The 23,533-nt window shown below is 56.3% G+C and carries 29 protein-coding genes; 5 read left to right on the top strand and 24 right to left on the bottom strand.

The window, feature by feature from the left end; translation table 11 throughout:
- Window positions 1-68: 68 nt before the first annotated feature.
- Window positions 69-365: a hypothetical protein gene (locus ACB033_RS10875; protein ID WP_005305733.1), complete on the bottom strand. Its 297-nt coding sequence runs from the start codon at window positions 363-365 to the stop codon at window positions 69-71.
- Window positions 366-622: 257 nt separating this feature from the next.
- On the opposite strand from ACB033_RS10875, the gene ACB033_RS10870 reads away from it, so the two are divergent.
- Complete coding sequence (locus tag ACB033_RS10870) at window positions 623-1,477, top strand: lytic transglycosylase domain-containing protein (RefSeq protein WP_139430608.1); 855 nt, start codon at window positions 623-625, stop codon at window positions 1,475-1,477.
- 380 nt (window positions 1,478-1,857) lie between these two features.
- On the opposite strand, the gene lafU is transcribed toward ACB033_RS10870, so the two are convergent.
- The 10 genes from lafU to lafA (ACB033_RS10820) all read right to left on the bottom strand — a co-directional run bounded on the left by lafU (window position 1,858) and on the right by lafA (ACB033_RS10820) (window position 10,244).
- Window positions 1,858-2,805 carry a lateral flagellar motor protein LafU gene (lafU, locus tag ACB033_RS10865; protein WP_371140515.1) on the bottom strand — a complete coding sequence of 316 codons (948 nt, stop codon included), beginning with the start codon at window positions 2,803-2,805 and terminating at the stop codon, window positions 1,858-1,860.
- Window positions 2,805-3,662 (bottom strand): lateral flagellar motor stator protein LafT, encoded by an 858-nt coding sequence (lafT, locus tag ACB033_RS10860; protein ID WP_005305741.1) that lies wholly within the window; start codon window positions 3,660-3,662, stop codon window positions 2,805-2,807. The genes lafU and lafT overlap by 1 nt, the downstream gene beginning before the upstream one ends.
- 47 nt (window positions 3,663-3,709) lie before the next feature.
- Entirely contained in the window at window positions 3,710-4,423 is a 714-nt protein-coding gene (lafS, locus tag ACB033_RS10855; RefSeq protein ID WP_139430606.1) for a lateral flagellar system RNA polymerase sigma factor LafS, read from the bottom strand.
- 7 nt (window positions 4,424-4,430) lie between these two features.
- On the bottom strand, window positions 4,431-4,889 hold the full coding sequence (gene lafF / locus ACB033_RS10850) for a lateral flagellar basal body-associated protein LafF (protein WP_042049850.1): 459 nt from the start codon (window positions 4,887-4,889) through the stop codon (window positions 4,431-4,433).
- Window positions 4,890-4,925: 36 nt separating this feature from the next.
- The gene (lafE, locus tag ACB033_RS10845; RefSeq protein ID WP_139430605.1) at window positions 4,926-6,038 is read right to left on the bottom strand and encodes a lateral flagellar hook-length control protein LafE; all 1,113 of its coding nucleotides are present in this window, start codon (window positions 6,036-6,038) and stop codon (window positions 4,926-4,928) included.
- Entirely contained in the window at window positions 6,035-6,373 is a 339-nt protein-coding gene (locus tag ACB033_RS10840; RefSeq protein ID WP_139430604.1) for a LafX, read from the bottom strand. The genes lafE and ACB033_RS10840 overlap by 4 nt, the downstream gene beginning before the upstream one ends.
- Before the next feature lie 123 nt (window positions 6,374-6,496).
- A complete protein-coding gene (gene lafC / locus ACB033_RS10835; RefSeq protein WP_026141638.1) occupies window positions 6,497-6,889 on the bottom strand; it encodes a lateral flagellar export chaperone LafC in 393 nt (130 codons plus the stop codon).
- A gap of 54 nt (window positions 6,890-6,943) precedes the next feature.
- Window positions 6,944-8,227: a lateral flagellar capping protein LafB gene (lafB, locus tag ACB033_RS10830; protein WP_139430703.1), complete on the bottom strand. Its 1,284-nt coding sequence runs from the start codon at window positions 8,225-8,227 to the stop codon at window positions 6,944-6,946.
- Between the two features lie 114 nt (window positions 8,228-8,341).
- Window positions 8,342-9,205, bottom strand: a complete 864-nt coding sequence (gene lafA, locus ACB033_RS10825) for a lateral flagellin LafA (RefSeq protein ID WP_139430603.1) — start codon at window positions 9,203-9,205, stop codon at window positions 8,342-8,344.
- A 175-nt stretch (window positions 9,206-9,380) separates the two neighbouring features.
- Window positions 9,381-10,244, bottom strand: coding sequence for a lateral flagellin LafA (gene lafA, locus ACB033_RS10820; protein ID WP_017788245.1), 864 nt, complete (start codon window positions 10,242-10,244; stop codon window positions 9,381-9,383).
- A gap of 209 nt (window positions 10,245-10,453) precedes the next feature.
- On the opposite strand from lafA (ACB033_RS10820), the gene fliB reads away from it, so the two are divergent.
- Window positions 10,454-11,617 (top strand): flagellin lysine-N-methylase, encoded by a 1,164-nt coding sequence (gene fliB, locus ACB033_RS10815; protein ID WP_172442796.1) that lies wholly within the window; start codon window positions 10,454-10,456, stop codon window positions 11,615-11,617.
- Window positions 11,618-11,674: 57 nt separating this feature from the next.
- Here the strand turns inward: fliB and ACB033_RS10810 are convergent, their stop codons facing one another.
- The 12 genes from ACB033_RS10810 to lfgB all read right to left on the bottom strand — a co-directional run bounded on the left by ACB033_RS10810 (window position 11,675) and on the right by lfgB (window position 21,462).
- Window positions 11,675-12,676, bottom strand: a complete 1,002-nt coding sequence (locus ACB033_RS10810; RefSeq protein ID WP_017782426.1) for a hypothetical protein — start codon at window positions 12,674-12,676, stop codon at window positions 11,675-11,677.
- Window positions 12,677-12,697: 21 nt separating this feature from the next.
- On the bottom strand, window positions 12,698-13,597 hold the full coding sequence (gene lfgL / locus ACB033_RS10805; protein ID WP_017782425.1) for a lateral flagellar hook-associated protein LfgL: 900 nt from the start codon (window positions 13,595-13,597) through the stop codon (window positions 12,698-12,700).
- 10 nt (window positions 13,598-13,607) lie between these two features.
- On the bottom strand, window positions 13,608-14,927 hold the full coding sequence (lfgK, locus tag ACB033_RS10800; protein WP_005305779.1) for a lateral flagellar hook-associated protein LfgK: 1,320 nt from the start codon (window positions 14,925-14,927) through the stop codon (window positions 13,608-13,610).
- The gene (locus tag ACB033_RS10795; protein WP_005305782.1) at window positions 14,927-15,325 is read right to left on the bottom strand and encodes a rod-binding protein; all 399 of its coding nucleotides are present in this window, start codon (window positions 15,323-15,325) and stop codon (window positions 14,927-14,929) included. Before ACB033_RS10795 ends, lfgK begins: the two co-directional genes overlap by 1 nt.
- Window positions 15,326-15,333: 8 nt before the next feature.
- A complete protein-coding gene (gene fgIL / locus ACB033_RS10790; RefSeq protein WP_005305784.1) occupies window positions 15,334-16,440 on the bottom strand; it encodes a lateral flagellar basal body P-ring FlgIL in 1,107 nt (368 codons plus the stop codon).
- A gap of 8 nt (window positions 16,441-16,448) precedes the next feature.
- The gene (flgH, locus tag ACB033_RS10785; RefSeq protein WP_054543594.1) at window positions 16,449-17,120 is read right to left on the bottom strand and encodes a flagellar basal body L-ring protein FlgH; all 672 of its coding nucleotides are present in this window, start codon (window positions 17,118-17,120) and stop codon (window positions 16,449-16,451) included.
- Entirely contained in the window at window positions 17,120-17,905 is a 786-nt protein-coding gene (lfgG, locus tag ACB033_RS10780) for a lateral flagellar basal-body rod protein LfgG (RefSeq protein ID WP_054543595.1), read from the bottom strand. The genes flgH and lfgG overlap by 1 nt, the downstream gene beginning before the upstream one ends.
- 83 nt (window positions 17,906-17,988) lie before the next feature.
- Window positions 17,989-18,723 carry a lateral flagellar basal-body rod protein LfgF gene (gene lfgF / locus ACB033_RS10775; RefSeq protein WP_005305793.1) on the bottom strand — a complete coding sequence of 245 codons (735 nt, stop codon included), beginning with the start codon at window positions 18,721-18,723 and terminating at the stop codon, window positions 17,989-17,991.
- A 10-nt stretch (window positions 18,724-18,733) separates the two neighbouring features.
- Window positions 18,734-19,927: a lateral flagellar hook protein FlgEL gene (gene flgEL, locus ACB033_RS10770; protein WP_005305795.1), complete on the bottom strand. Its 1,194-nt coding sequence runs from the start codon at window positions 19,925-19,927 to the stop codon at window positions 18,734-18,736.
- Between the two features lie 18 nt (window positions 19,928-19,945).
- Complete coding sequence (locus ACB033_RS10765) at window positions 19,946-20,641, bottom strand: flagellar hook assembly protein FlgD (protein ID WP_139397683.1); 696 nt, start codon at window positions 20,639-20,641, stop codon at window positions 19,946-19,948.
- A gap of 3 nt (window positions 20,642-20,644) precedes the next feature.
- Window positions 20,645-21,070 (bottom strand): lateral flagellar basal body rod protein FlgCL, encoded by a 426-nt coding sequence (gene flgCL / locus ACB033_RS10760; protein WP_017788251.1) that lies wholly within the window; start codon window positions 21,068-21,070, stop codon window positions 20,645-20,647.
- A gap of 2 nt (window positions 21,071-21,072) precedes the next feature.
- On the bottom strand, window positions 21,073-21,462 hold the full coding sequence (lfgB, locus tag ACB033_RS10755; protein WP_005305804.1) for a lateral flagellar basal body rod protein LfgB: 390 nt from the start codon (window positions 21,460-21,462) through the stop codon (window positions 21,073-21,075).
- Between the two features lie 51 nt (window positions 21,463-21,513).
- Here lfgB and lfgA point away from each other — a divergent pair, with 51 nt between their 5' ends.
- The 3 genes from lfgA to lfgN all read left to right on the top strand — a co-directional run bounded on the left by lfgA (window position 21,514) and on the right by lfgN (window position 23,106).
- Window positions 21,514-22,314 (top strand): lateral flagellar basal body P-ring formation protein LfgA, encoded by an 801-nt coding sequence (gene lfgA, locus ACB033_RS10750; RefSeq protein ID WP_193557972.1) that lies wholly within the window; start codon window positions 21,514-21,516, stop codon window positions 22,312-22,314.
- A 76-nt stretch (window positions 22,315-22,390) separates the two neighbouring features.
- Complete coding sequence (flgM, locus tag ACB033_RS10745) at window positions 22,391-22,666, top strand: flagellar biosynthesis anti-sigma factor FlgM (protein ID WP_017782423.1); 276 nt, start codon at window positions 22,391-22,393, stop codon at window positions 22,664-22,666.
- Window positions 22,663-23,106 (top strand): lateral flagellar protein LfgN, encoded by a 444-nt coding sequence (gene lfgN / locus ACB033_RS10740; protein WP_371140514.1) that lies wholly within the window; start codon window positions 22,663-22,665, stop codon window positions 23,104-23,106. The genes flgM and lfgN overlap by 4 nt, the downstream gene beginning before the upstream one ends.
- Before the next feature lie 3 nt (window positions 23,107-23,109).
- Here the strand turns inward: lfgN and lfiJ are convergent, their stop codons facing one another.
- Window positions 23,110-23,526 carry a lateral flagellar protein LfiJ gene (gene lfiJ, locus ACB033_RS10735; RefSeq protein WP_099359789.1) on the bottom strand — a complete coding sequence of 139 codons (417 nt, stop codon included), beginning with the start codon at window positions 23,524-23,526 and terminating at the stop codon, window positions 23,110-23,112.
- Window positions 23,527-23,533 lie beyond the last annotated feature (7 nt).

The following is a 23,533-nucleotide window of genomic DNA, read 5'->3' as shown; positions in this document are numbered from 1 at the left end:
ATTTTCCACAACTTATTTACGAGAAGGCACTATTGATTAATTAACGGCCAGTATGAAGACCGCTCTAATCAGGGGGAAATAATGAAGCGATAGAGTACCACGGTACACAGGATGATGCTGACCCCAACCACGGGGTAGATGATATAACCGTCACCAGCCCGGCGAGCTCGCAGGCATACCAACTGGCAAAGCAGAAGATTGTAGATAATCAGCAGGAAGGTCAGCAGGATATTGACGCCAAATGCCAGTTCCCCGGCATGCATGACATAAAGCCCCATCAATACAAAATTGGCGAGAATCAAATACAGTAGAAACTTCTGGAGTGCCTTGCCCGCTTTTGGGGTCTTTTTTACTCGTGCTATCATGCTTATCACGTCCTGGATTCCACATGAACAGTCGACAAAAATTATCGAAAACTGTTGAGATACATCATGTTTTTATTCTCTAATGCTATTTGCCTCCCCCTCATATCATGAGTCGCTCTCTCGGTTGGCTAGTTAGCGTTCTATTACTGACCTCCCCCTATTGTTATTCTTATCATAACTATCACTGGCAGGCTGGTTTTCCTACCCCAATTCAGGGAAAAGGAGCCGAACTGGTCACTCAGCAAACACAGTTTCTGTTGAAGCAACGCGATCACCTGCAAAGACGACTGACACAGTCCCAGCCCATGATCCGCTGGGTTGCAGATCAGGTCAGCGCTCGCAAGTTGCCTCGTATGCTGGCCTTTTTACCACTGATAGAGAGCAGTTATCGGCTAGATGTGATATCGGCAGCAGGCGCTGCTGGCCCTTGGCAACTGATGCCCGATACAGCCGCACGCTTTTCCATTCCTATGCAACCGGGCTTTGATGGGCGCTATTCGCTACCGCTTGCTACCGATGCGGCTCTCTCCTATCTCGGCTGGCTTTATCAGTTTTTTGGCCAGGACTGGCTGCTGGCACTGGCAGCCTATAACGCAGGAGAAGGGAGAATCTTGAAAGCGGTACTCGATGCAGGCACCCGAAATATATGGGAGCTGCAACTGCCTATGGAAACACGCCTGTATGTGGCGCGCTTTATTGCCTTGGCACAGTTGCTTGACCGGTCGGAACAGCACCAGATCACCCTGCCCCCCTGGCAAGCAGGGGAAAATATTCAGGTTGCCACACACCCTGGCAGTTGTTCCCTGTTGCAATGGGCCATGGCAAAGGGGGTCGCGATGAATGAAGCAAGCCGCTGGAATCCGGCATGGCAGCTTCCCGATGCCCCCGGGGTCACCAACTGTCCCATCGTCTACAGCCGGGGAGGATCTCCTGCACCGACACGCCAAAACAGCAAGCAGGTGTTTTACAAGGCAGTGTCGCTGGAAAGTTTGCACGACCCTCTGTTGTTGCAGGCAGCAAGAGGGCTGGATATGAGCAAGGGTTCGGTCAGGCTGGAGGCGTTGCAGGATCCGCTGGGATTGGAGACGAAACGCCCGCCTCTGGTACCATGAAACAGTGTCGCCAGTGACTCAATACCGGTGATAAATCGACTGACTCGGGCTCCGACCAGCGGGCACCATAAAAACTCAGATACTGTCCGATGGGGCGACGATGGGTGATGTGGCACTCCAGCACAATTCGTGGCGAGAGCGATAAGGCAACTATTTCGGGCAAGACAAAACGGGCTGGCGCAAGAAAGCCTACCCCACCGGGACCAATGTCCTTGATCACGGCTCTGCCGATACTCTTGTCAAACAACAAACCTGATACCAGCAGCCTTGCTGCAATACCGCAGCTCTGTGACTCCAGGGGCGTAGTGCCATCATGTAGATACCAGCGGGGTAGCTTGCGCCGGGGATCATTGAATTCGGTCGATATTGATGGCTCTGCTTCAAGGTTGTCCATGAGACGTTTCATCCTTGGCCTGTTTCACGGCCGCTTGCGTTTGTGCACTGAACAACTGTTCCAGATTATTTTCTGCCTGACTGGTCATGATCAACAGCTCGATTCGACGGTTCTGGCTGCCCCGAGGATCGGCGGTGTTTTCCAGCATGGTATCCGACATGGCAACCACCTGTCCCACTCGTTCCGGGGGCATGCCACCCGCCAGCAAGACACGTCTAGCCATCATGGCTCGATCCGAGGAGAGCTCCCAGTTGCTGTAGTTGTCCCCGGCAAAGGGGGTGCTGTCGGTATGGCCCGAGATCATGATGCGGTTTTCAACCCGTTGAAAAATCGGTGCCAATGCCATCAGCATGTGCCGGAAGAAAGGGCTGATACGGGCACTACCCCGGCTGTACATCTCCCGATCGTCATCATCACGGATCAGGATCCGCAGGCCCTGCGGTACCAGCTGCAACTCCAGATTATTTTTGGCCTGCATCTGCTCGGCCAGAGAACCAATGAAGCCAGCCAGCTGCTTCATCTGGGCTTCCCCTTCAATCTTGCCGGCCAGCAGGCTCTCATACCCACCACTGGCGCCATCAGAAAAGATGCTGCGATCTCGCTGCATATGTCTCGGCATGCGCTGCCCCTGCTCCACAAATTTCGGGCTTAGCTCCTCCAGTACAGAAGGGTTGCCACCCAGATCTACCGGATAGGGACTATTGCTGATGTCGAACGGGTTGGCCTCACTGTCCATAATGCTGTAATCACGCAAGCGGCTGGCGACGACTTCTCGCTCCTCCTGGCTGGAGACAGCCAGGATCCATAGCACCATGAAAAATGCCATCATCGCCAAAGTAAAATCGGCAAAGGCGACTTTCCAGGCCCCTCCCCCTTTGGGGCCGCTGCTGCGCCGCTGCTGGCGCTTGATGATGATCTGCTCGTGATTACGCATTACATGGCCCTGTTCGTTACCCAGTCTTCCAGTTCAAGGAAACTGGGCTTCACGTCAGGCTCCAGCATCTTGCGACCTGAATCGACGGAAATCAGCGGCGTCTTGCCACGTAGCTGGGCAATCAGGATGGATTTGATGCACATCAGCAGCCCGATCCGGCGCTTGACCATCTCTTCCATGGCATTGCTGATGGGCTCCAGCAGGCAGTAACAGAGGAAGATACCGATGAAGGTGCCGACCAGTGCGGCAGCAACATGCACTCCGATATTGCTCAGAGGGCCATCCAACTGCTGCATGGTGATGATGATCCCCATCACGGCCGCCAGGATACCAAACCCAGGGCAGGCTTCTCCGGTCTTGTGCAGAGCATGTGCCGGCTTGAGCATGTCTTCCTCGATCGCCATGATCTCCTGCTCCAGCACGGTATCCAGTTCATGCGGGGTGATCTTGCCCATGCCCAGCAAACGCAAGTTGTCGATGATGAAACCCAGTAACTGCGGATCTTCCGAAATCTGTGGATACATCAGGAAGACCGAACTCTGCTGCGGGTTCTCGATATGCTCGTCCAGTGCCTTCATGCCCTTGTTGCGGGTCTCTTCCAGCAATTGATGCATCAGTGTCAGCAACTCGCGATAAACCTCCTTCTCCTCCTTGTTGGATTTGAAGCATTGTTTCATCTGCCGCCACATCTCGTGCATCACCTCCTTCGAATTACCCAGGAACATGGAGCCTGCCGCGGCCCCAATGATGATGATCAACTCGGCTGGTTGCCACAAAGCAACGGGGTTGCCGCCCGCCATCATGAAACCGCCCAGCACACAAATGAAAATGACGCCGAGGCCTATCTGTTTTTGCATGAATGCTCCCGCAGAATTCAATGAGCCTCACCACTAGTGGTGAGGCGTTAGTATATGGAGTCGACCAAACGTTGCTTGAGCTGTAGAACACACTGCTTATGCAACTGACAAACCCGAGATTCCGTCAGCCCCAGCACCAGGGCAATCTCTTTCATGTTCAGTTCTTGCTGATAGTAGAGGGCGAGCAGCAGCTGCTCGCGCTTGTCCAGCGAGGTCAGCACCTTGCTGATGGTCATCGCCATGTCGACATCATCGGATTCCGTGGTCGGAGCCTTGCCACCATTTTCCAGCCACTCTTCCAGGCTCTGAAGGGCCTCGGCCTGGCTGGCATAAGCCAGTTGGCGCACTTCTTCAATGGTGCACTCCAATGCGGTGGCCAGTTCCAGCTCCGACGGAGGACGTCCAAGCCGGTTGTGTAGCTCTCTCTGGGTCTGATTGTGGCTATGCACCTGCTGACGCAACTGACGGGGGCGCCAATCCAGGCGACGCAGTTCATCCAGCATGGCCCCACGGATCCGCTTGAAGGCGTAGCTTTCGAACTGGGCATCCGGCTCACTGTCGTAACGACGCCAGGCTTCCAGCAGACCCATCATGCCCACCTGTTCCATATCTTCCTGGTCGAAGCAGGCGGAAACCTGACTGCGCAAATGGCTGGCAGCCCGTTTAACCAGTGGCAGATAACGGGTCAGAATGGCCTGTTCGCCCGTGCGGGGGGGAGAGGAAACAAATTCTTGCGGGCTATCCCAGTCGATATCCATCATGACGTCGCTACTGAACCAGGACCTTGGTAATCAACACCTCATCCAGATAGGTCTTGTAGCCATAGCTTTGCAGCGTGGTGACCAGCTTGCCCAACAAAGAGCTTTGCAATGCAGTGATGTTCTGAAGCTCCTTTTTGACATCCTCATGGGTGCGGTGACTGAAATATTGCACCATCGCATTGCGGATCAGCGGCGTCAGTTCATTGAGCGAGTTGAGCTGAGCCGGATTGTGGGTCACCAGTGCCAGTTCAAGCACGAGATAATGGGATTCCACACCACCTTCCAGACTAATGACAAAGCGCTCCATCGGTTTGAACAGCGGGGTAGTACTGAGCTCGGGTTTTGGCTCAGCCAATCCCAGCCACACGGCAACCAGATCTCGCTTCAGATAGGCCCCATAAGCCAGCACAGCCAACAGGCACAGTGCCATCACGCCCATCATCAACCACTTAACGACTCGCCGCATAATATGAAATCACTCTCGTTATTGCCGGATAAAAAATCAAACCAGGGTATTCAGCCAGTCTCGTCCATTGCCATCGCTTGGCTCGAACTCTTCCTGCCACTGCCGTCGTCCAGCCATGATCTGCTGCTGTTGCCATTTATCCTGCTGCTCTCTCTCACCACCCTGGCCCACGTTGACTTCGACTCCCCCGGTATGATGGGGAGACAGGCTCATCCGCAGGCGCTCCATCGACTGGATCAGTGCTTCACGCACCGCAGGGTTGGTTACGTTGAGCTGGACATTGAGACGATCCCCCTCCAGACGCACGGTCAATTCGAGCCGACCCAGTTCGGGGGGATCAAGCCGGATGTGGGCCTGCTTGACCTGCTGATTGACCTGCAGCTCAACCTTGTCTTTCAACACATCGAGCAGTTGCTGTCCCCATTGAACGGGGTTGTCGGCCAACTTGACGGGGGCCCATTGATATTCTGCCGGTTTGGGTGCCACCGCAGTCGCCAGATTGCTGAACACACCTTTCAAGTCTGCAACGGTGGATTCACGTTCACCTGCGCCATCGCTTGGAAGCAGGGGCGGCACACTAGCAATAACCTTGTCACGCAATACCGGTTCCGGTTCCATTGCCTGTCCAGCAGGCTGTATCCCCATCTGTCCAGCAGACTGTATGCCCATACGGTTGGATACATCCGTGCTGGATACAAGCATTCTATTTTCATGTTGAGAACCTACTGCCTCCCCAACTACTCGGCTGTAGTCAGAACGACCATAGGTTGACAGGGCTCGCAATACTGCCGAGGCGGCTGATGAGCCGTCTTGTCGGATCGCCCCCTCCCTATCATCAGTCGTCACGACTACCGGCTGGGCCTGGCGTAGCATCGACAGTCGCGAAGCATCATCGGACAAAAGGAAAACGGGGGGCAGGTTGTTAAAAGAATCCAACTGTTCGGCAGCATCATCTCGCGGCTCATCAGTCACACTCGGATCTTTTTCATCGATAGTTTCAGTTGGCAAAGGCATTGCCACCAACTCTTCCATGAATGGCAGGTCCAGCGGTTGGTATGTGTCACCTTGGCCATCAGGCTGCCGGGAAAGACGACTGAATCCTGCGGAATCAAGCGCAGCCACACCATCAAGGCAGGGGAATTGAATCATGCCCATTCCTGTACCTCGCCATAAGCTTGCAACCCTTCCCGCTTCTGGGACAGCGCCTGCCATTCCCGTTTACGCAAGGCCGTTTCTTGCTGACAGAGCAGCAGAGCCTCCTGCTGCCAGGAGCGCACCTGATCCCTGGCAGGTTGCATAGCGGCCCATAATTCTGGCTGCCCCAGCATGTGCTGGATGAACTGGGACAATCGACTATCAGCCAAACGAACGGCATCCCACTGGCCGGCTCGGGCCTGCTGCAATATCAGGCGTCCCAACCCCAGCAGCTGGCGATGGCGAGTCTCATGCTCTGCAGTAAGTTGCTTAGTTCCGGTTACCGACATGGTGATGGCCCCCAATTAAAATGACCTTGCCAGCAAGCAAGGAGCAGGCCAGCTGAGAAATTCAGGAATTCATGAGAATGGCCAGGGATCAGGCCGGGAAAAGAAGGAAGCATCACTTCCGCATCAGCGAGGATGACGCGCCATTGCTTCCCAACCTTCCTTCAGTTCCAGCAGAATTCGACGCACTTCGGCGAACCCAGCCACATCGTTTGACACACTGATTTCAAACAGGCGCTGACCACAGTAGTCGTAGAGACGATGAAGGTTGACAGCAAGCTCCCCGCCTTTCTCCATATCCAATGCACTGTCCAGTCCACCCAGGATCTGCAGGCATTTGTTGATAGCTTGCCCTTTGCGCTCAAACTGCTTGGCCAGAATATGGCCTTCCGCGCGGGCCATTTCATCGAGCAACCCGTCCATCAACATCAGCACCAGCTGATGTGGGTCCGCACTCGCCGCCTTGGCCTGGGTAGCTGCGAATTGGTAGGCATCGTAGCCATCTTGATCTTCAAACATGTACAACTCGCTTGTTCCGGATAAGATGCTGCAAACAGCAGGAAACGTGCCGGTTTAGATAGCACCCATGGTCTGCATCATCTGGTTCATGGTGGTGAACTGATTGAGGTAGCGCTTATACGCGGATTCCATGCGACGGTCCAATGCCTCCATCCGCTCGTTCACCCGCTTCTCGGTCGCCTCAAGACCGGTCTTGCGGCCTTTGAGAGCACCGTCTCGCTTGGTGTAAGGATCGAGCGAATTACTCATCCGCTTGAGCAAGCCATCATCGCCCATCAGTGCCTTGCCGAGCAGTTCAGGATCCTTCTCCAGCGCCTTGTTGAAGTCGGTTTCGTTGAAGGAGAGCTTGCCCGTCTTATCGGTCTTAATGCCGAGACTGCTGAGACTGAGCCCATCCGGCAGATCCCGCACACTGCGAGACAGAGCGCTCTTGAGACTGCGCACCCCGCTATCAGACGAAAGGGCACCCGGCGCCTTGGGGTCGCTGGAAGTCATCTTGGCCAGCTCATCGATCAGCTCGTTATAGCTATCGACAAACTTCTTGAGGGACCCAGTCACAGCCTCTTTGTCCTGATCTATGGTCACCATCAGAGGGGCATCTCCCACCTTCTGGGCCTTGGTCAGCTGGAAGGTCAGACCGTCGACCACGTTTTCGATCTTGTTGCTGGCGGAGGTGATGGTCAGCGGATTGTCGCCCCCCATTCGCAGCTTGGCATCCTGTGCCTGGGTGATGTCCTTCTTACCGACAACAGCCGCACCCAGAGCATTGCTGGCATCTCCGCTATAACCCAGAGTGATAGCATTCTCCACCCCGCTCTCCTTGCTGGTCAGCACCATACTGACCTTGCCATCGGTACGCACCAGGGTCGCCTTCACACCTGGATTGTCCTTGGCATTATTGATATGAGAGACCAAATCCTTGGCAGTAGAGCCTGCTGGCAAAGTCGCCAGATCGATGTCGATAGCCTTGCCCTTGACCGTCAGGGATAAGACACCGTCGGTCGGCAGTGGAGTGGTGTCGCTGTCGAGCTGCAGCCCCACCTGATGAGACTGGGCCAGCTGTTCCACGAAGAAGTTGTATTGACCCGAGCTGGCCTTGCCGTTACTGGTGACCGTCATGACCCCGTCTTGAGACATGGTGGCCTTCTGGGCTTGCAGGTTGCTCGCCTTGTTCAAATCCTTCAGCATGGCCTGGAAAGTCGACAGCTTGGTGGTTAGCGTGCTGATAGCACTCTGCTGTCCCTTGACACTGTCCAACTGCTTTTTCAGCAACTTGTCCATGTTCTGGCGCTCTATGGCTACCAGTTTCATTGCCATGCTGGCCGGATCTACTTGCATCATCACATCCCTATCAACTTATCGGAGGCATGCCCGTTGGAAAAAACCGAGTCGGTGCTTTCCAACGCACAAACAATAACAAAGCCACCCCTCTCGAGGTGGCCAGGCAACACATTAACGCAGCAGGGAAGTCACCATGCCGGTCATCTGGTTGGAGTTGGACAGCACGGACATGCCAGCCTGCATCAGCATCTGGTTCTTGGTCATGTTGGTGCTCTCCTGAGCGAAGTCGGCATCCATGATACGGCCGTTCGCCAGGTCGGTGTTCTCTTTCATGTTGGAGAGGTTGTTGACTGTGTGTTCCAGACGGTTGATGTTGGCACCGAAGGCGGAACGCGCCTCGCCGATCCCCTTGGAGAAGATATCCAGCTCGGCCATAGCTTTGGTGGCCTTGGTCTGGTCATCGATACCATCAGCAACGGCGGCACCCTTGGTACCCTTGTCATCGGCAATCACGCCCTTGAGGGCGGTAGCCAGAACGCCATCATCCTTCAGCTCCAGTTTCTCGGCGGCAGTGCCGCCGATCTGGAAGGTGACATTCCCTTGGAAACCAGAGCCCTTGGCAAGCAAGGTTTGACCACCGAAAGTAGTATTGGTGGTGATGTTGTCCAACTCGGCGCGCAGTTCCACGAACTCGGCATTCATCGCCTTGCGATCCTCGGTGGTGCTGGTGCCGTTCGCAGACTGAGTAGCCAGATCCTTCATGCGCTGAACGATATTGCTCATCTCGTCCATGGCGCCTTCACCAGTCTGCATCATTGAGATGGCATCCTGAGAGTTGCGCATGCCAACTTTCTGGCCGCTGGACTGGGATTGCAGACGGGTCGCCATCTGCAGACCGGCGGCGTCATCGGCGGCGGAGTTGATGCGCAGACCGGTGCCCAGACGCTGCATGGCAGTGCTCAGCATCTTGTTGGTGGAATTCAACTGGCTCTGAGTGGTCAGGGAAGCGAAATTGGTGTGAATGGACAAACCCATGATTTACTCCTTAAAAAAGCTGCGATGCAGCAGGTAACCCTTATGGGAATAAGAAGCGACAGGAATCGGCCAAGACTTGAATGGAGATCGGGAAAATATGCGGAAAAGCGGAAAGAAGGGAGAAGAACAGAGGGAAGAAGGCACTCATCCAAGGATGGGATGAGTGCCACCTGGATTAACGCAGCAGGGAAGTCACCATGCCGGTCATCTGATTCGAGTTGGACAGCACGGACATGCCAGCCTGCATCAGCATCTGGTTCTTGGTCATGTTAGTGCTCTCTTGAGCGAAGTCGGCATCCATGATGCGGCCGTTCGCCAGATCGGTGTTCTCTTTCATGTTGGAGAGGTTGTTGACTGTGTGTTCCAGGCGGTTGATGTTGGCACCGAAGGCAGAACGAGACTCACCGATCTTCTGGGAGAAAGTGTCCAGTTCAGCCATGGCGGCGGTTGCCTTATCCTGAGCACCGATACCAGCCTTGACAGCTGCACCGTCTGTGCCTTTGCCAGTGCCTACAACTTCTGCCAGCGCTTTGGCCAGGGTACCTGTCTTTTTCAGCTCCAGTTTCTCGGCACTGGTACCGCCGATTTGGAAGGTCACATCTTCCTGGAAACCCTTGCCGGTCTTGAGCAACTCTTGTCCACCGAAGGTGGTGTTGTTGCTGATGTTGTCCAGCTCGGCGCGCAGTTCGGTGAACTCGGCATCCATGGCTTTGCGGTCTTCAGCGGTGCTGGTTCCGTTCGCAGACTGGGTAGCCAGATCCTTCATGCGCTGAACGATATTGCTCATCTCGTCCATGGCACCTTCACCGGTCTGCATCATGGAAATGGCATCCTGGGAGTTGCGCATGCCGACTTTCTGGCCGCTGGACTGTGATTGCAGACGAGTGGCCATCTGCAGACCAGCAGCGTCATCGGCTGCAGAGTTGATGCGCAGACCAGTGCCCAGACGCTGCATGGCAGTGCCCAGCATCTTGTTGGTGGTATTGAGCTGGCTCTGAGTGGTCAGAGAAGCGAAGTTGGTATGAATGGACAAGCCCATGATGTATTCCTCGATATGACGCTGCACTGCAGCCTGTTAGGTTGACATCAGATATAGGCGACCTCTTTCTCGCAGAAATGTAGACAGCTTGACGCATATTTTTTTGCACTTCCTTCTCCCCTGCGTAGTCCACGATCTCTGTAACAGAGTGAGAGTATCCGGCATGGTTATTGCTTTTATCACGGCACCTCTCTTTACCGGACAGCGACATGGCAGCCTCTCTCTATACCCCTCACTTTGTTAAACATTTCCAGTGCATCGGAGATCGCTGCGAGGACAACTGCTGTCATAGCTGGACCATCAGCATCGACAAATTGACCTTTAGAAACTATGAGAGACACCCGGACCCCACAGTCCAGTCCCTCAGCAAATTGCATATCCGCAAGGTCAAACAGAGCAATGAACATTGGGGAGAAATCCAGCTTGACGAGCAGGGAGCCTGCCCCTTCCTTGATGAGAACCGTCTTTGCCAGATCCACAGCAAGGCCGGTGCCGAGGCGCTGAGCCATACCTGCAAAACCTATCCAAGATCCCATTCACGCATCGGCAATCAGGTCAGAAAATCCCTGATGCTCTCATGCCCCGAGGTCAGCCGGCAGTTATTGCTCGATCCCATGGCAATGCAGACTGAAGTCACCGAGCTGGAGCAACGCCTGCCGTTCGTATCTCCTCCATCTACCGCCATGGCGACTCTGCACAGCCTGAGCATCCATGTGCTGGCTGCTACGGAGGTTCCCGTCGAAATACGGCTGTGGCTCATTGGCATGCTGATCCATCGGGATCCCGCACAGCTGTCACACGAAGCCTTCCTGGAGCAGGTGGCCGTGCTGGCCGAGCGGGGAGAACTCCTCAGCATGTTCGAACAATTGCCGGTCTTGCCGCGGTTGCAGTGGTGGGGGTTGCGAACCATAACTCATCAATTGCTGGCCTACTCACAAGGAAGGCGTGGACGGCAGACCATGCAAGGCTGTCTTGACAATATCAACCGCCTGCTGGAAGGGGTTTATGACGAGACGAAACTCTCACGACTGCAGCAGGCCTGGTATGAAAAGGTATCACCCTTCCTGTCGGCTCGTCCCCAGATCATGAACAACTACCTGCTCTACTACGTGTATCACCATAACTTTCCGCAACAGCAGAACACCCCGGCCCAAGCCTATCAGTTGCTGGTCATCGATTTCTTCCTGCTGCGCAGCTATCTGTGCCTGCTGGCCATGGAGAAAGAGCTGGAGGAGCAGGACATCATCAACTTGTTCTACAGCTATCACACCATACGCCAACACAATGCTGGCTTTATCAAAACCATAGAACAGGGATTGAGTGAGTCTGGTTTTGCGTCGGATCTGAGCCTCTACGCCCTCCTCAAGCCTTGAAATAAAAACCGCCAGCAAAGTGCTGGCGGTTTCTCAATTCGATCACCTCTTCCGGCCTCAGGTCAGCAGGGCCACCACGTTCTGGCGCGACACATTGGCCTGGGCCAGCAGACCAGCCATGGTGCCCATGAAGCCACCATCCTTGAGCTGCTGGCTGAGCTTGCCTTGCAACTGTTCAAGCTCTTCCTGCTTGAGGTTCTGGCTACGCGCCTTGACCCGGTCAAGCTGCCTGACCATGCGCTGGCGAAACTGTTTCAACTCGCGAACGGATTGCTCAATCTCACCCAACAAGCGCTTCAGGCGCTGTTGCTCCTGCTTGAACTCTCCCTTTTCGATGCCTTCCCCCAACTGGGTTAACTGCCCTGGCTTAGGTTTGAACTGCACCGGAACGGGATTGCCGGCCGGAATCCGGATCCCCTCACCGCTGAGCAGAACCGGTTCATCCAGTTTGCGTCGATGCAGCTCAGGTACAGTCAATTCGAGCTTACCCAGCTCATTCAGTCGGACCTGGATATGTTCTTTACGCAGAGCCCGATCCAGCCGGGTAACCACTTCCGCTTCACTGGATCCGGCAGGCAACATCACTTCGACGGCACTGCTGGTCTGTGGGAAGGAAAAGATCAGGCGCTCGGCACTCGCCTTGGGGCTCAGCAGGTCGAGCCGCTCCGAGCCATAACTCACCCGGCTCTCCCCTGCTGATGCCAGCAAACGGGGCTTCAACTCTGTGGTCAGCGGGGCCTGGGGCTGGGTCAACTTCTCTTCCAGCAGCTTTAAGCGTGATACCAGATCGCCGCTCACAGCACGATTTTGGCCAAGCTGCTGCTCGAGACGCTTCAATTCACCCCAGATCTGGCTCAGTGCCTGTTCCCCCCCCTGAGCGTGGGCGATCCGCTGCTGCGCCGTACCGATCAGGGCCCAGCGATCCAGCCGGACAATATTGGGATGACGTTCCGTTTTGCTGGTTGGCTGGGACGCACTCTGAGCAGTCACGCGCCCGCGCAGTCTGGGCTGGGCTGGCGTTTCAGCCACGCCACCCAAACGGGTTTGTTGAATCTGCATCATGGCTCCCTGAAACTGGACTTATGGCATGTAATTGAAGAGGCTCAGGCCATTGACCTTGGCAAAGGCCTGCTGTTGCACTTGCAGAGCCATCAGCACATGGGCCTGCTGGGTGACGGCACTGGCATAGTCGAGGGACTCTATCTGATTACTCACTTCCTTGCTATAGACACTCTTCTCCGCATGCCCTTCATCCACCTGATCGAGCAGATTGATGCGGGCACCAATAGTGCTGACCATCTGGCTGATGTCATCTTGCAGGGTCAGACTGCGATCCAGCATGGCCCTGGCCTGATCGGCAGAGTCCGCAGCACCGCTGTCGAAAGCGGCCACCATGTCATCTAACTGCTTGAAGAAATCCCCGTTCTGGATGAACAGCTTGTCGGCGGTCTGATTAAGCTCCACCGTGACTCCCTTGGCAATACTGACCTCGCGCACCAGATTATCTCCCTGATAGACATAATTACCACCAAGGTCTTTCACTATGGCGGTCTTATCTACCTGGCTGCCACTGAACAAAGTGGATCCACTCTCGTTACGGGCATTGGCTAGATCCAGCAAGCCATCTTTGATGATGGCCAACTCGCTGGAGACTGCCCGACGATCATCTTCCGAAAGGGAGCCATTGGCTGCAGTCTGGGTCAGATCGCGCAATCGACTCAGCATGTTGGTCATGGTGTCGAGCTGGATCTCCCCTTGAGAGAGCTGACTTTTGGCATTGGCAATGTTCTTCTGATACTGCTCCATGGCCACTTGCTCTTTCTTCAGACCGAGCAGGCGCACACTCCCTACCGGATCATCCGAGGGTTGCAGAATGCGCTTGTTGGTGGAGATCTGACGATCGAGGCGAGCATATTCACCGAAACCATACTGCAGGTTGTCGAGCATGCTAAGTTGAATCTGGTTGGTACTGATGCGCATGATCGCTCCGTTAGAACATGTTCAGGATGGAGGTGAAAAGTTGCTCCGAAGTACTGATCACCTTGGCGTTGGCCTGATACGCCTTGGTGTAGGCCATGATCTTGATCCCTTCCTCATCCGTGTTGACCCCGCTGACGCTACTCAGCTTGGTGGCCAGCTGCTTTTCCATATTGGCATCCGCCGTCATGGTGGCCTTGGCCTGACCACTTTGTACCGCCATCCGGCCCAGCAAAGCACTGTAGGCATCATATTGATCATCCTTGATGGTCAACAGATCCTGCAGATTGCGGTTGTCACCGCTGCCGCCGCCGGCCTTGGCAAAGGCGAGGTCATCGCCAGTGAAGCCATCGGCAATCTTCAGCGTGCCGGACGGGTTGAGGGGATCGTAGGTGAAGAGCGGCTTGCCCGGATTACCATGCAAGTCGACACCCCCACCCTGCTTGGCATTGAAATCATCCGCCAGTTTTTTCGCGATCTGATTGAGCTCGTCACGCAGCGGACGCAGAACTGTCGTCCGATATTCCATAACCCCCGCTAGGCTGCCGCCATGCAGCTTGGGAATATCGAACGATTGTGGACCGAAGCTGAGACTGAGCTTGTCACCCGCCAGCGAGAGTGTACTGCTGCTGCCGGCCAGCACCAGCGGCTGACCCTGAGGCAGGCTCAGTGAGAACGAACCATCACTTTGCCGGTTGACCCGCACTTCCATGAAGGTCGACAGCTCACGTACGATCTGCTCGCGACTGTCTTCCAGCACCGAGGTATTAACGCCCTTGGACGCCTGCTCGCTGATCTGGGTATTCAGCTCGGCAACCTGTTTCAGATAGCTGTTGACCTGAGAAACGGTACTGTTGAGCTGATCATCGATCTGCTTCTCCTGGGTCAGCATGCTTTCATTCAATTGGCCAAAACGGTTGGCCAGTGCCCCCGCCGAGCTGACGATCTGACTGCGCTGTGCCGGTGTTTCCGGGCTGTCGAGCGCCGCGCTCAGGGAGGCGAAGAAGCTATCCAGCCCCTTGGCGATGTTCATCGACTCGCTGCCCAGCAGCTGTTCGGTGGTATTGATGTATTGATGGAAAGAGTAAGAGGCGCCAGTTGCAGAGCGGCTGCGCCAATGTTGGGAGACCAGATAGTCATCCGTGATCCTGCGAACACCGGTTACCTCTACCCCCTGGCCATTATCCAGCCGGCCAAAACCGGACAGGCTGCCCATCATGGCTTCCTGGCGGCTATAGCCGATGGTATTGACGTTGGCGATATTCTGGGCGGTGATATTTAACGCGATCTGGGCCGAGTTAAGTCCGCTAAAACCGATATTGAGCAGCGACATCAGTCAACTTTCCTCATTTTTGCCGAATTCAGAGGCTGACTGAAGGCAGCCAGGGTCTGCTGTTCTGAAGCGACCACCGACTCGGCATTCTTTAATGTCGGCGCCAATTGGCTGACCATCTGCTCTTTCAACCCAATGCCGCCACGCTTGACCATGCTCATCGCCAACTGACTGTCATACATGTCGCGATAGAGCTCCTGGCCCTTGATGAGCTTGTCATCCTCATCCTGCATCGCATCGGAGGCTGAGCGCATGTGCTTGAGCACGGTTTGCAGAAAGCTCACCTCGAATTGGCCGGCGGCCGCATCCAGTGCGGCACGCTGATCCGGGTTGCTCTTTATCTGCTGCAGTTCGTTGAGATCCTGATAAAACCCAGGTTCCGTGGTTATTCTGGTCATAGAGATCCTTAGATGACCACCAGCTCTCCCTCGAGGGCTCCAGCCTCATCGAGTGCTTGTAGGATGGCCATGACATCATCGGGGGTTGCCCCGAGCGAGTTGACTGCCTTGACGATCACCTCCAGTGAGGTGCCATCCGGCCAGACAAACATGTTGTTTCGTTCCCGATCCACCTGGATTTTCGAGTTGGGAGTCGTTGTGGTCTGTCCATTGGAGAAGGCGTTGGGCTGACTGACTGTCTGGCTCTCGCCAATAGTCACCGTCAAACTACCATGACTGACCGCTGCTTTGTGAACCTTGACTCCTTGGCCCATGACCACGGTTCCGGTCCGGCTGTTGAAGACGACTCGAGGCCGCTCCTTGCCCATGTCGACCTGAATGTCCTGCAGCAGCGCCATGAACGAGATCCGTTGGCTCTCGTCCTTCGGAGCGGCAACCTGGATCCGTCCCGCACTGACCGCTCTGGCCACCGGCCCCAGCTGACGGTTGATCTCCCGCTCCACATTGCGGGCGGTCTTGAAATTGGGCTGGTGCAGATTGAGCGTCACTTCAGGCTTTTCTGCAAAGTTGCTGGCCACTTCGCGTTCTATGATGGCGCCGTTGGGAATGATCCCTGCGGTCGGCACGTTGATGGTGACAGAAGAGCCCGACTGCCCCTCGGCCTTGACCCCGGCCACCACCAGATTGCCCTGGGCAACGGCATACACTTCCCCATCGATACCGCGCAGTGGCGTCAGCAGCAGCGAACCGCCGCGCAGACTCTTGGCATCCCCGATCGAGGTGACCGTTACATCCACCATCTGCCCCTTGCCTGCCAGAGCCGGCAAATTGGCCTGAACCGACACCGCCGCAACGTTCTTGAGTTTTGGGTCGATGTCATCTGGCAGCTGAACCCCGAATTGCTTGAGCATGTTGGCCATCGACTGGCCAGTGAACTTGACCTGGCTCTTGTCACCCGTGCCGGACAAGCCCACCACCAGTCCGTAGCCAACCAGCTGGTTGGCCCGCATCCCCTGCACATCGGCAATATCCAGCAAGGCCCGCTTGGCCGGTGCAGCGGCATTGGCCCACCAGGGCAGGCAGAGGCAAAGCAGGGCGATAAACCATCTGTTCATGTGAAACCTCAAAAGGGAGCGAAGGCGGAACTGAAGAAACGGCTCAGCCATCCCATCTGGTTGCTGTCAGCCAGAGCTCCACGCCCGGCGTAGGTAATGCGGGCATCGGCAATGCGCTGGGACGAGATTCGGTTGCTCTGATCGATATCCTCAACCCGCACCATGCCGCCCAACCGGATGTACTCATCGCCCTGGTTGAGGCGGATCCACTTCTCGCCGCGGATCCCCAGCACCCCGTTCGGCATTACCTCGGCCACCGTCACCGTGATCGAGCCGGCCAGGGTATTCTGCTGGCTGGACGTCGCCCCGCCATCAAAGTCCCGATCTGCGCTAAGAGAAGCCCCCCAGTCAGAGCGCACCTTGCCGCCGATACTCGGGGCCGGCACGTTCATGCTGCTGTTCTTGCTCATGCTGGTGTTGGCTTTTTTGCTCGACTGGGTACGCTCTTCCAATACAACGGTGAGGATGTCGCCGATACGGTAAGCTCTGCGATCCTGAAACAGGGTCATCATGTAATCACCGCGATAAAGACTGCCATCCTCCCCCTTGCCCGAGGCCGATAGCATGGGGCGTGAAGGCGCCCATTTCTCATCACCCGGTTCGGGAGCCTTGAGCTCATAGGTCGCGCAGCCGCCCAACAGCAGAACCACCCACAGATAACGCCACATCGTCTTCATCATCACAGCGCTTGAGTGACGAACTTGAGCATCTGGTCAGCCGACGAGACAACCTTGGCATTCATCTCATAAGCCCGCTGGGTGGTGATCATGTCGACCATTTCTTCCACCACGTTGACGTTGGAGCTCTCCAGGGTGAACTGCTTGATGGCCCCCATCGCCTCTTCACCGGGTACTCCCTCAATCGCTTCACCGGAAGCACCGGTCGCTCGATAGAGGTTGCCACCGAGCGCTTCCAGGCCGGCAGGGTTGGCAAAGTTGGTCAGGGTGATACGGCCCAGCTCCACATTTTCCTGTTGGCCCGGCAAGGTCGCACTCACGGTTCCGTCGGTTCCGATGGACACCTTGGTCGCATTGTCCGGGATCTGGATCTGCGGCTGCATGGGCAAACCATCGGAGTTGACCAGCAGGCCTTCGGCGTTGCGATGCCACTGACCATTGCGGGTATAGGCGGTCTCGCCGTCAGGGCGTTCCACCCCGAAGAAACCGGCCCCCACAACTGCCATGTCCAGTTCCTGGTTGGTGTTCTGGAACTGACCGGGAGTGAACACTTTCTGGGTACCGACCACTCGAACACCGTTACCCATCTGGATGCCGATGGGAGACAGGTTCTGTTGATCCTGCTGGGCCCCGGGCTGGCGTTGCACCTGATAGAACAGATCTTCAAAAGCAACTCGATCGCGCTTGAACCCGACCGTGTTGACGTTAGCCAAGTTGTTGGAAATGCTGGCCATCTTGGCATCTTGCGCCGACAGACCTGTTTTACTTACCCAAAGTGCCGCGTGCATCTTCGTCTCTCCACCTGATTCATGGGGGCGTCAACGCCCCCGCAATGCGAATTGGCCGTGGCGGGCGGCAAGCCCGCCATTCATCAACCCTGGCCGGATATCAGCCGGGCACCTTGCCGAGCCTGATCGTCCGCCGTTTTCATCAATTTGACCTGCAGCTCGAAGTTGCGGGTCAGCGACATGCTGCTGATCAGCTCGTCGACTGCATTCACGTTCGCCCCTTCCAGAAAGCCGGACGCCAGTACCACCTGCTCGCTGGCCTCGGCATCCCCCCCCTGGCGTAACCGGAAGAGACCATCCGACCCCTTGACCAGTTCGGCTGGGTCCGGGTTCACCAGCTTGAGACGCCCTACATCCAGCCGGGCACCGCCGCCGGGCGGCGTGATACTGAGCGAACCGTCCTTGCCAAAACTCAGATCCCGATAGGCAGGAAGTACCATTTCCCCGCCTTCCCCCAGTACCGGACGACCATTGAGCGTGAGCAGACCATCGGCATCGCTCTCCAGATTGCCAGCTCGGGTATAGGCCTCTTTGCCATCGGCGGTCTGGACCGTGATAAAGCCTTCACCGCGGATCGCCACATCCAGCTTGCGGCCCGTCTGCATAAGGGCTCCCGCCTTGAAGTCGGTACCAGCCAGCTCCTCGCGGGCCATTACCCGGCTTGGATAGCCATCACCGGCCAGGGCATAAGCAGATACACGCTCGAAATCGGCCCGAAAGCCGGCCGTGTTGACGTTGGCCAGGTTGTTTGCCCGGATTTGCTGGGCCATCAGGGTATGTTGCGCCCCAGACATGGCGGTATAGATAAGCTTTTCCACGCATCAAGCCTTAGAAGGAGTTGAAGAGAACCTGGGTCATCTTGTCAGCGGAGCTGATGGTCTTGGCGTTGGCCTGATAGTTGCGCTGGGAAGTCATCAGGCTCACCAGCTCCCCGGTCAGATCCACGTTGGACCCCTCATAAGCCCCTGCGGTCAATGACCCCATGGTCCCCGTGCCGGGGGCACCCAATACCGGCTGGCCAGAGCTGAACGATTGCTGCCAGGTGGTATTGTTGGTTTGCAGCAGACCGTTGGGGTTGGTGAAGTTCGCCATCACCACCTGGCCTTGCAACAGGCTCTGACCGTTGGTAAAGGTGGCATAGACACCACCATCGGCATCCACCCGCACCCCGGTCAGATCGCCGGCGGTATACCCATTTGACTGGTTGCGCGTGGCGTTGAAATCGGAGGCGTACTGGCTGACACGGGCGATATCGACTTGCAGGGAGATCTTTTCGGCACCGGGCGGGGTCAGGTCCAGGACCGGGGAGGTCGTCGGAGACTTCAGGGTACCGTTGGTGTTGAACTCCAGCGTCACAGGGGTGCCTGTCTTGGTGCCATTGAAGGCATAGTTGACCTGCCAGGTGTTGTCGGCCGTCTTGACGAAATACTGGGTGACTGTGTGCTCAACCCCCAGCGAGTCATACACCTTGCTGGACTGGGAATAGCTGAAGCTGGCCGACTTGTCAGGATCGAACGGATGGGCCGTCTGGTCGATCACACCGGCATCGGCCTTGAGGTTGGCAACGAACTCCAGCTTGTCGGACGGTTTGGCAGGCAAGCTGCCGGCCTTGACCTGAATGTCCCCCACCACACCGGACTGCAGTTCGCCCGCATCATTGGTGGTGTAACCTTGCAGCCGCGTACCGCTGGCGGTGGTCAGGTAATTGTTGGGATCCCGCTGAAACATGCCTGCCCGGGTATAAGAGGTCTGGCCGTTGCTGTCCTTGAGCACAAAGAAGCCGCTGCCCGAGATCGCCAGATCCAGCCCACGGCCGGTACGGGTCACGTCACCATTGCGGTCAAAATTCTGGGAAACGTTGTTCATCTCTACACCACCAGCCTGACCACCGCCATAAATGGCGGCAAACTCGGCACGGCTGGACTTGAAGCCGGCCGTGCTGGCGTTGGCCACGTTGTTGCTGATGACACTCAATTCCTGGTTTACGGCGCGCAGGCCGCTCAATCCGATACTGAAAGACACAGTTTCGCTCCTATCTGATTACGCCGATTTGCCAAACTGGATGGCACTGAAGAGAGGCACATCGCCCACTCCTGCCACCTGTAACATAATTTCGCCTGTACCAGGCAGGGTGACCCGCTCTACTGTGCTGGCCACATAATTCTTGGTCGTGGTCGCCACACCTTGGAGCGAGGCTTTGACCTCGAAGCTGTATTCACCGGCAGGCAAAGGGGGCAGTTCATAATCAAGGCCACCGGCCTTGCTCTCACCCCAGTTTTTGGTCGCAACCAGGGTGCCGTGCTTGTCATACACCTTGAGTTCAACCTGATCGGCGGCACCGGCCAGTTCCACCTGCCCCCGGATCGCTTTTTCGTCGCTCTTGGTCAGTGTCTTGCTCGGAACCATCACTTCCTTGTCGATCAGGTCAGTGCTCTGTAGTACCTGCTGGGTATCCATCATGTTGATGGACTTCTGCTGCAAGACCTTCAGGCTTTCCACCCCTTCCACCATGCTGAACTGTGCCAGCTGGGTAACATACTGGGCACCATCTAGGGGGTTGGTGGGATCTTGGTTCTGGATCTGGGCAACCATCATCTGCAGGAATTCGTTACGCAACTGCATACCGCTCTGGGCATTCTGGCCGGCAGCCGTGTTATTGGGGGCTATCTCCGGTGTCGTGTTGCGCTGGCTGGTGCTGCGGGCCGTATCCAGACTGCTTACCTGAGGCAGGCTCATGGCTTACACTCCCTGACCCAGGCGCAACAGACCCTGCTGCATGCTGTTGATACGGTTGATCACCTCGACGGAGGTTTCAAAACCACGGGATGCACTCATCATGTCGGCCATCTCCTCCACCGCGTTGACGTTGGAGTAGTAGACAAAGCCGTCCTGATCAGCCAAGGGGTTGGTGGGCTCAAGACGCTTCTCGACCTGACGATCGGATTGCACTATGCCAGCTATCTGCACCTGAGCCGACCCCAGCGCCTCGGCATCCTGCACCCGCTGATAAAGGGTGGAGAACACCGGCTTGATGGCACGGAAGGCCGCCTCTTCACTGCCCGCGGCACTGTCCACGTTCGCCAGGTTGGAGGCAACCGTGTCCAGACGAACGGTTTGTGCTCGCATTGCACTACCTGCAATGTCATAGATGCGATTGAACGACATGATCAGCGGCCCTCGATCGCCTTGGCGATCCCGGTAATTTTCATATTCAGAAAGGTGAGACTGGTCTGGAAATCAGTGGCGTTGTTGGCAAACTTGCTCTGCTCGACGCTGAGTTCGGCGGTATTGCCATCCATTGATACCTGATAGGGAATACGATAGAGAGGATGCTGCATGTCATTGGCCATGCTGCCCTGTGCAATGGCGGCACTCTCGTCTCCCGCTGCAACTTGCTGCGCGACACGCCCCAGAATCGTCTTATAATCGACATCCCGGGCCAGATAACCTGGGGTATCTACATTGGCCAGGTTGCCTGCCAGGATACGCGCCCGATCCGCCCGCACATCGAGGGCATAAGGGTGTACACCCAACGCGCTGTCAAATGAGATACTCATGCTTCATCCTTCTATGAATCAGTCAGACCGGTGCACTCTTTATCAAGACTCATGCCAACCATGAAGAACCTTTATTTCCGCTGGTTACAGCGTCAACAGTGGCTGATAACACGGATAAAAGGGGAAGCACTGTTTCCCGTATGGAAGCGCAGCAACCTGCTGGCTCTGTGGCTGCTGTCATGGCCACTGCTGGCTGAGCCAAACACCCTGACCCGGCAGCTCGAAGCACTGTTGCAGGAGGATGCCAGCCAGGCCCTGCATGCCTATCTGCTGCAGCAGGGCTGGCCTGCGCCCGAAGCGGAATATCAGGTCTGGATCTCCCCGGCAGTCACCCATCTGCCGGACTGCTCGCAGCCTATCCGCCTGCAGGCCGGTGGTCAGTATCGTCAGCCCTGGGGACGGCGACCCTATCTGGCAGAGTGCGTCGACCCGGCCTGGCAGATCAGGGCCAGGGTCGAGGTGACACTGATGCTGCCGGTCTGGGTGACGGCTCAGGAGCTGCCTAGAGGCCATGTCATCCGACCTGGCGATCTGATCGAAAAATCGCTTGAGGTCAGCCGGTTGCAACGTGGCTTTGTGCCCACCTCAGAGTCTCTGGTGGGCAGCAAAAGCAACCGCAACCTGCGAATGGGTCAGCTGATCGGCGAATTGGATTTGCAGAAAGCCTGGGCCATACGAGAAGGTGAAGGTGTGTTGATCCGGGCTGGCCAGGATGGATTTTCCGCTACGACGCGAGGACGGGCACTGGCCAACGGGGCCATCGGCGACGGAATCCGAGTGAAAAATCTGAGTTCGGGCAAGGAAATCCAGGCCTGGGTGATCGACAAGGGGGAAGTTGAAACCCGTTTTTAATTCAAAGCACGGGTTTGATTTAAGTTACATCGACCTTGGGTCGCTTGTCATAGATAGACCATCAGGAATTGACGTTATGAAGATCACACGCACCGACCCGCTCTATGTTCAGGCCCAGTTGCAACGCAAGCAGGAAGCGCCATCCACGCCGTCGCAGCCACGCGCCAGCCAGGCTGATGCCCAGATCAGCACCACGGCCCAGTTCGTGAATCAGGCGAGGGCCGAACTGGCTACGACTTCCGACGTGGACATGGACAAGGTCAACCGGATCCGACAGGCCATCAGCGAGGGCAAGCTAGAACTCGACATGGATGCACTGGGTCAGGCCATTCTGGACATGCATCGTCGATGAGCATGGACGCCAAGCAGAGGGTCAAAGAGCTGATCCTGGGCATTCAGCAAGACGGCACCCGCTATGTCGCCCTGCAACAACTGCTGCTGCGTCAGCACAGTCTGCTGGCCGCTCACGACGTTGACGCACTGGCTGAACATAATCAGCAACAAACACAACTGATGATGCAGGTGCAGCAACAGGCGCAACAACGCTGTCAGCATCTGCTGGCGCTGGGATTGAAGCCTGATGAAAAAGGGATGGCGGCACTCATCGAAAAACTGCCCGCCAACCTGCAGCATAAGGTTGCCAAACAGTGGCTGCAGCTGGAACAACTGTTGCAGCAATGTCTGCGTCAGAACGAGCTCAACGGCCGCTTGCTGGCCGGCCAGATAGAAACCATCAATACGCTGCTGGGTCATGAACCCGCTTATGGGCAGCAGGAACGCTTGCCGGATTAATCCCTACTCCCCTTTCATCATGCGATGCCGCAGACTGGCCAGCTCATCCAGCTGGCGTTGATCGCTCGACTCCAGCTGCCGTTGCTGTGCCTGTTCACGTTTATCCAGCAACAGCTCCAGCCCTTTGACCCGACCAAACTGTTTGAGCACCTCTCCCTCGTGTCGCTCCAGATCGAGTCTGGCCAGCGCAGACTGCTGCATTTGATGGGCCAACAGTCGCCGCAGCTGACCATCCATCTGATGCTTGTTCTGCCACAACAGGGGGTGAAAAGTTGCTGAACCGCAGTGCAATGAGCCAATTACCTCCTGCAACCGCAATGCCCGCTGCTCTTCCCGCATGGCCTCTTCCCGCAGTCGTTGGCGCTCCTTGCCCATGTTTTCCAGCGCATCCTGCTGCAAACCAAGATAAGACTTCAGCACGGCCGCC

The organism is Aeromonas sp. S15(2024), assembly GCF_041402265.1.
Lineage (GTDB): Bacteria > Pseudomonadota > Gammaproteobacteria > Enterobacterales > Aeromonadaceae > Aeromonas > Aeromonas dhakensis.
The sequence above is the reverse complement of the archived record's forward strand: the minus strand, read 5'-3'. Positions and strand labels throughout refer to the sequence as shown.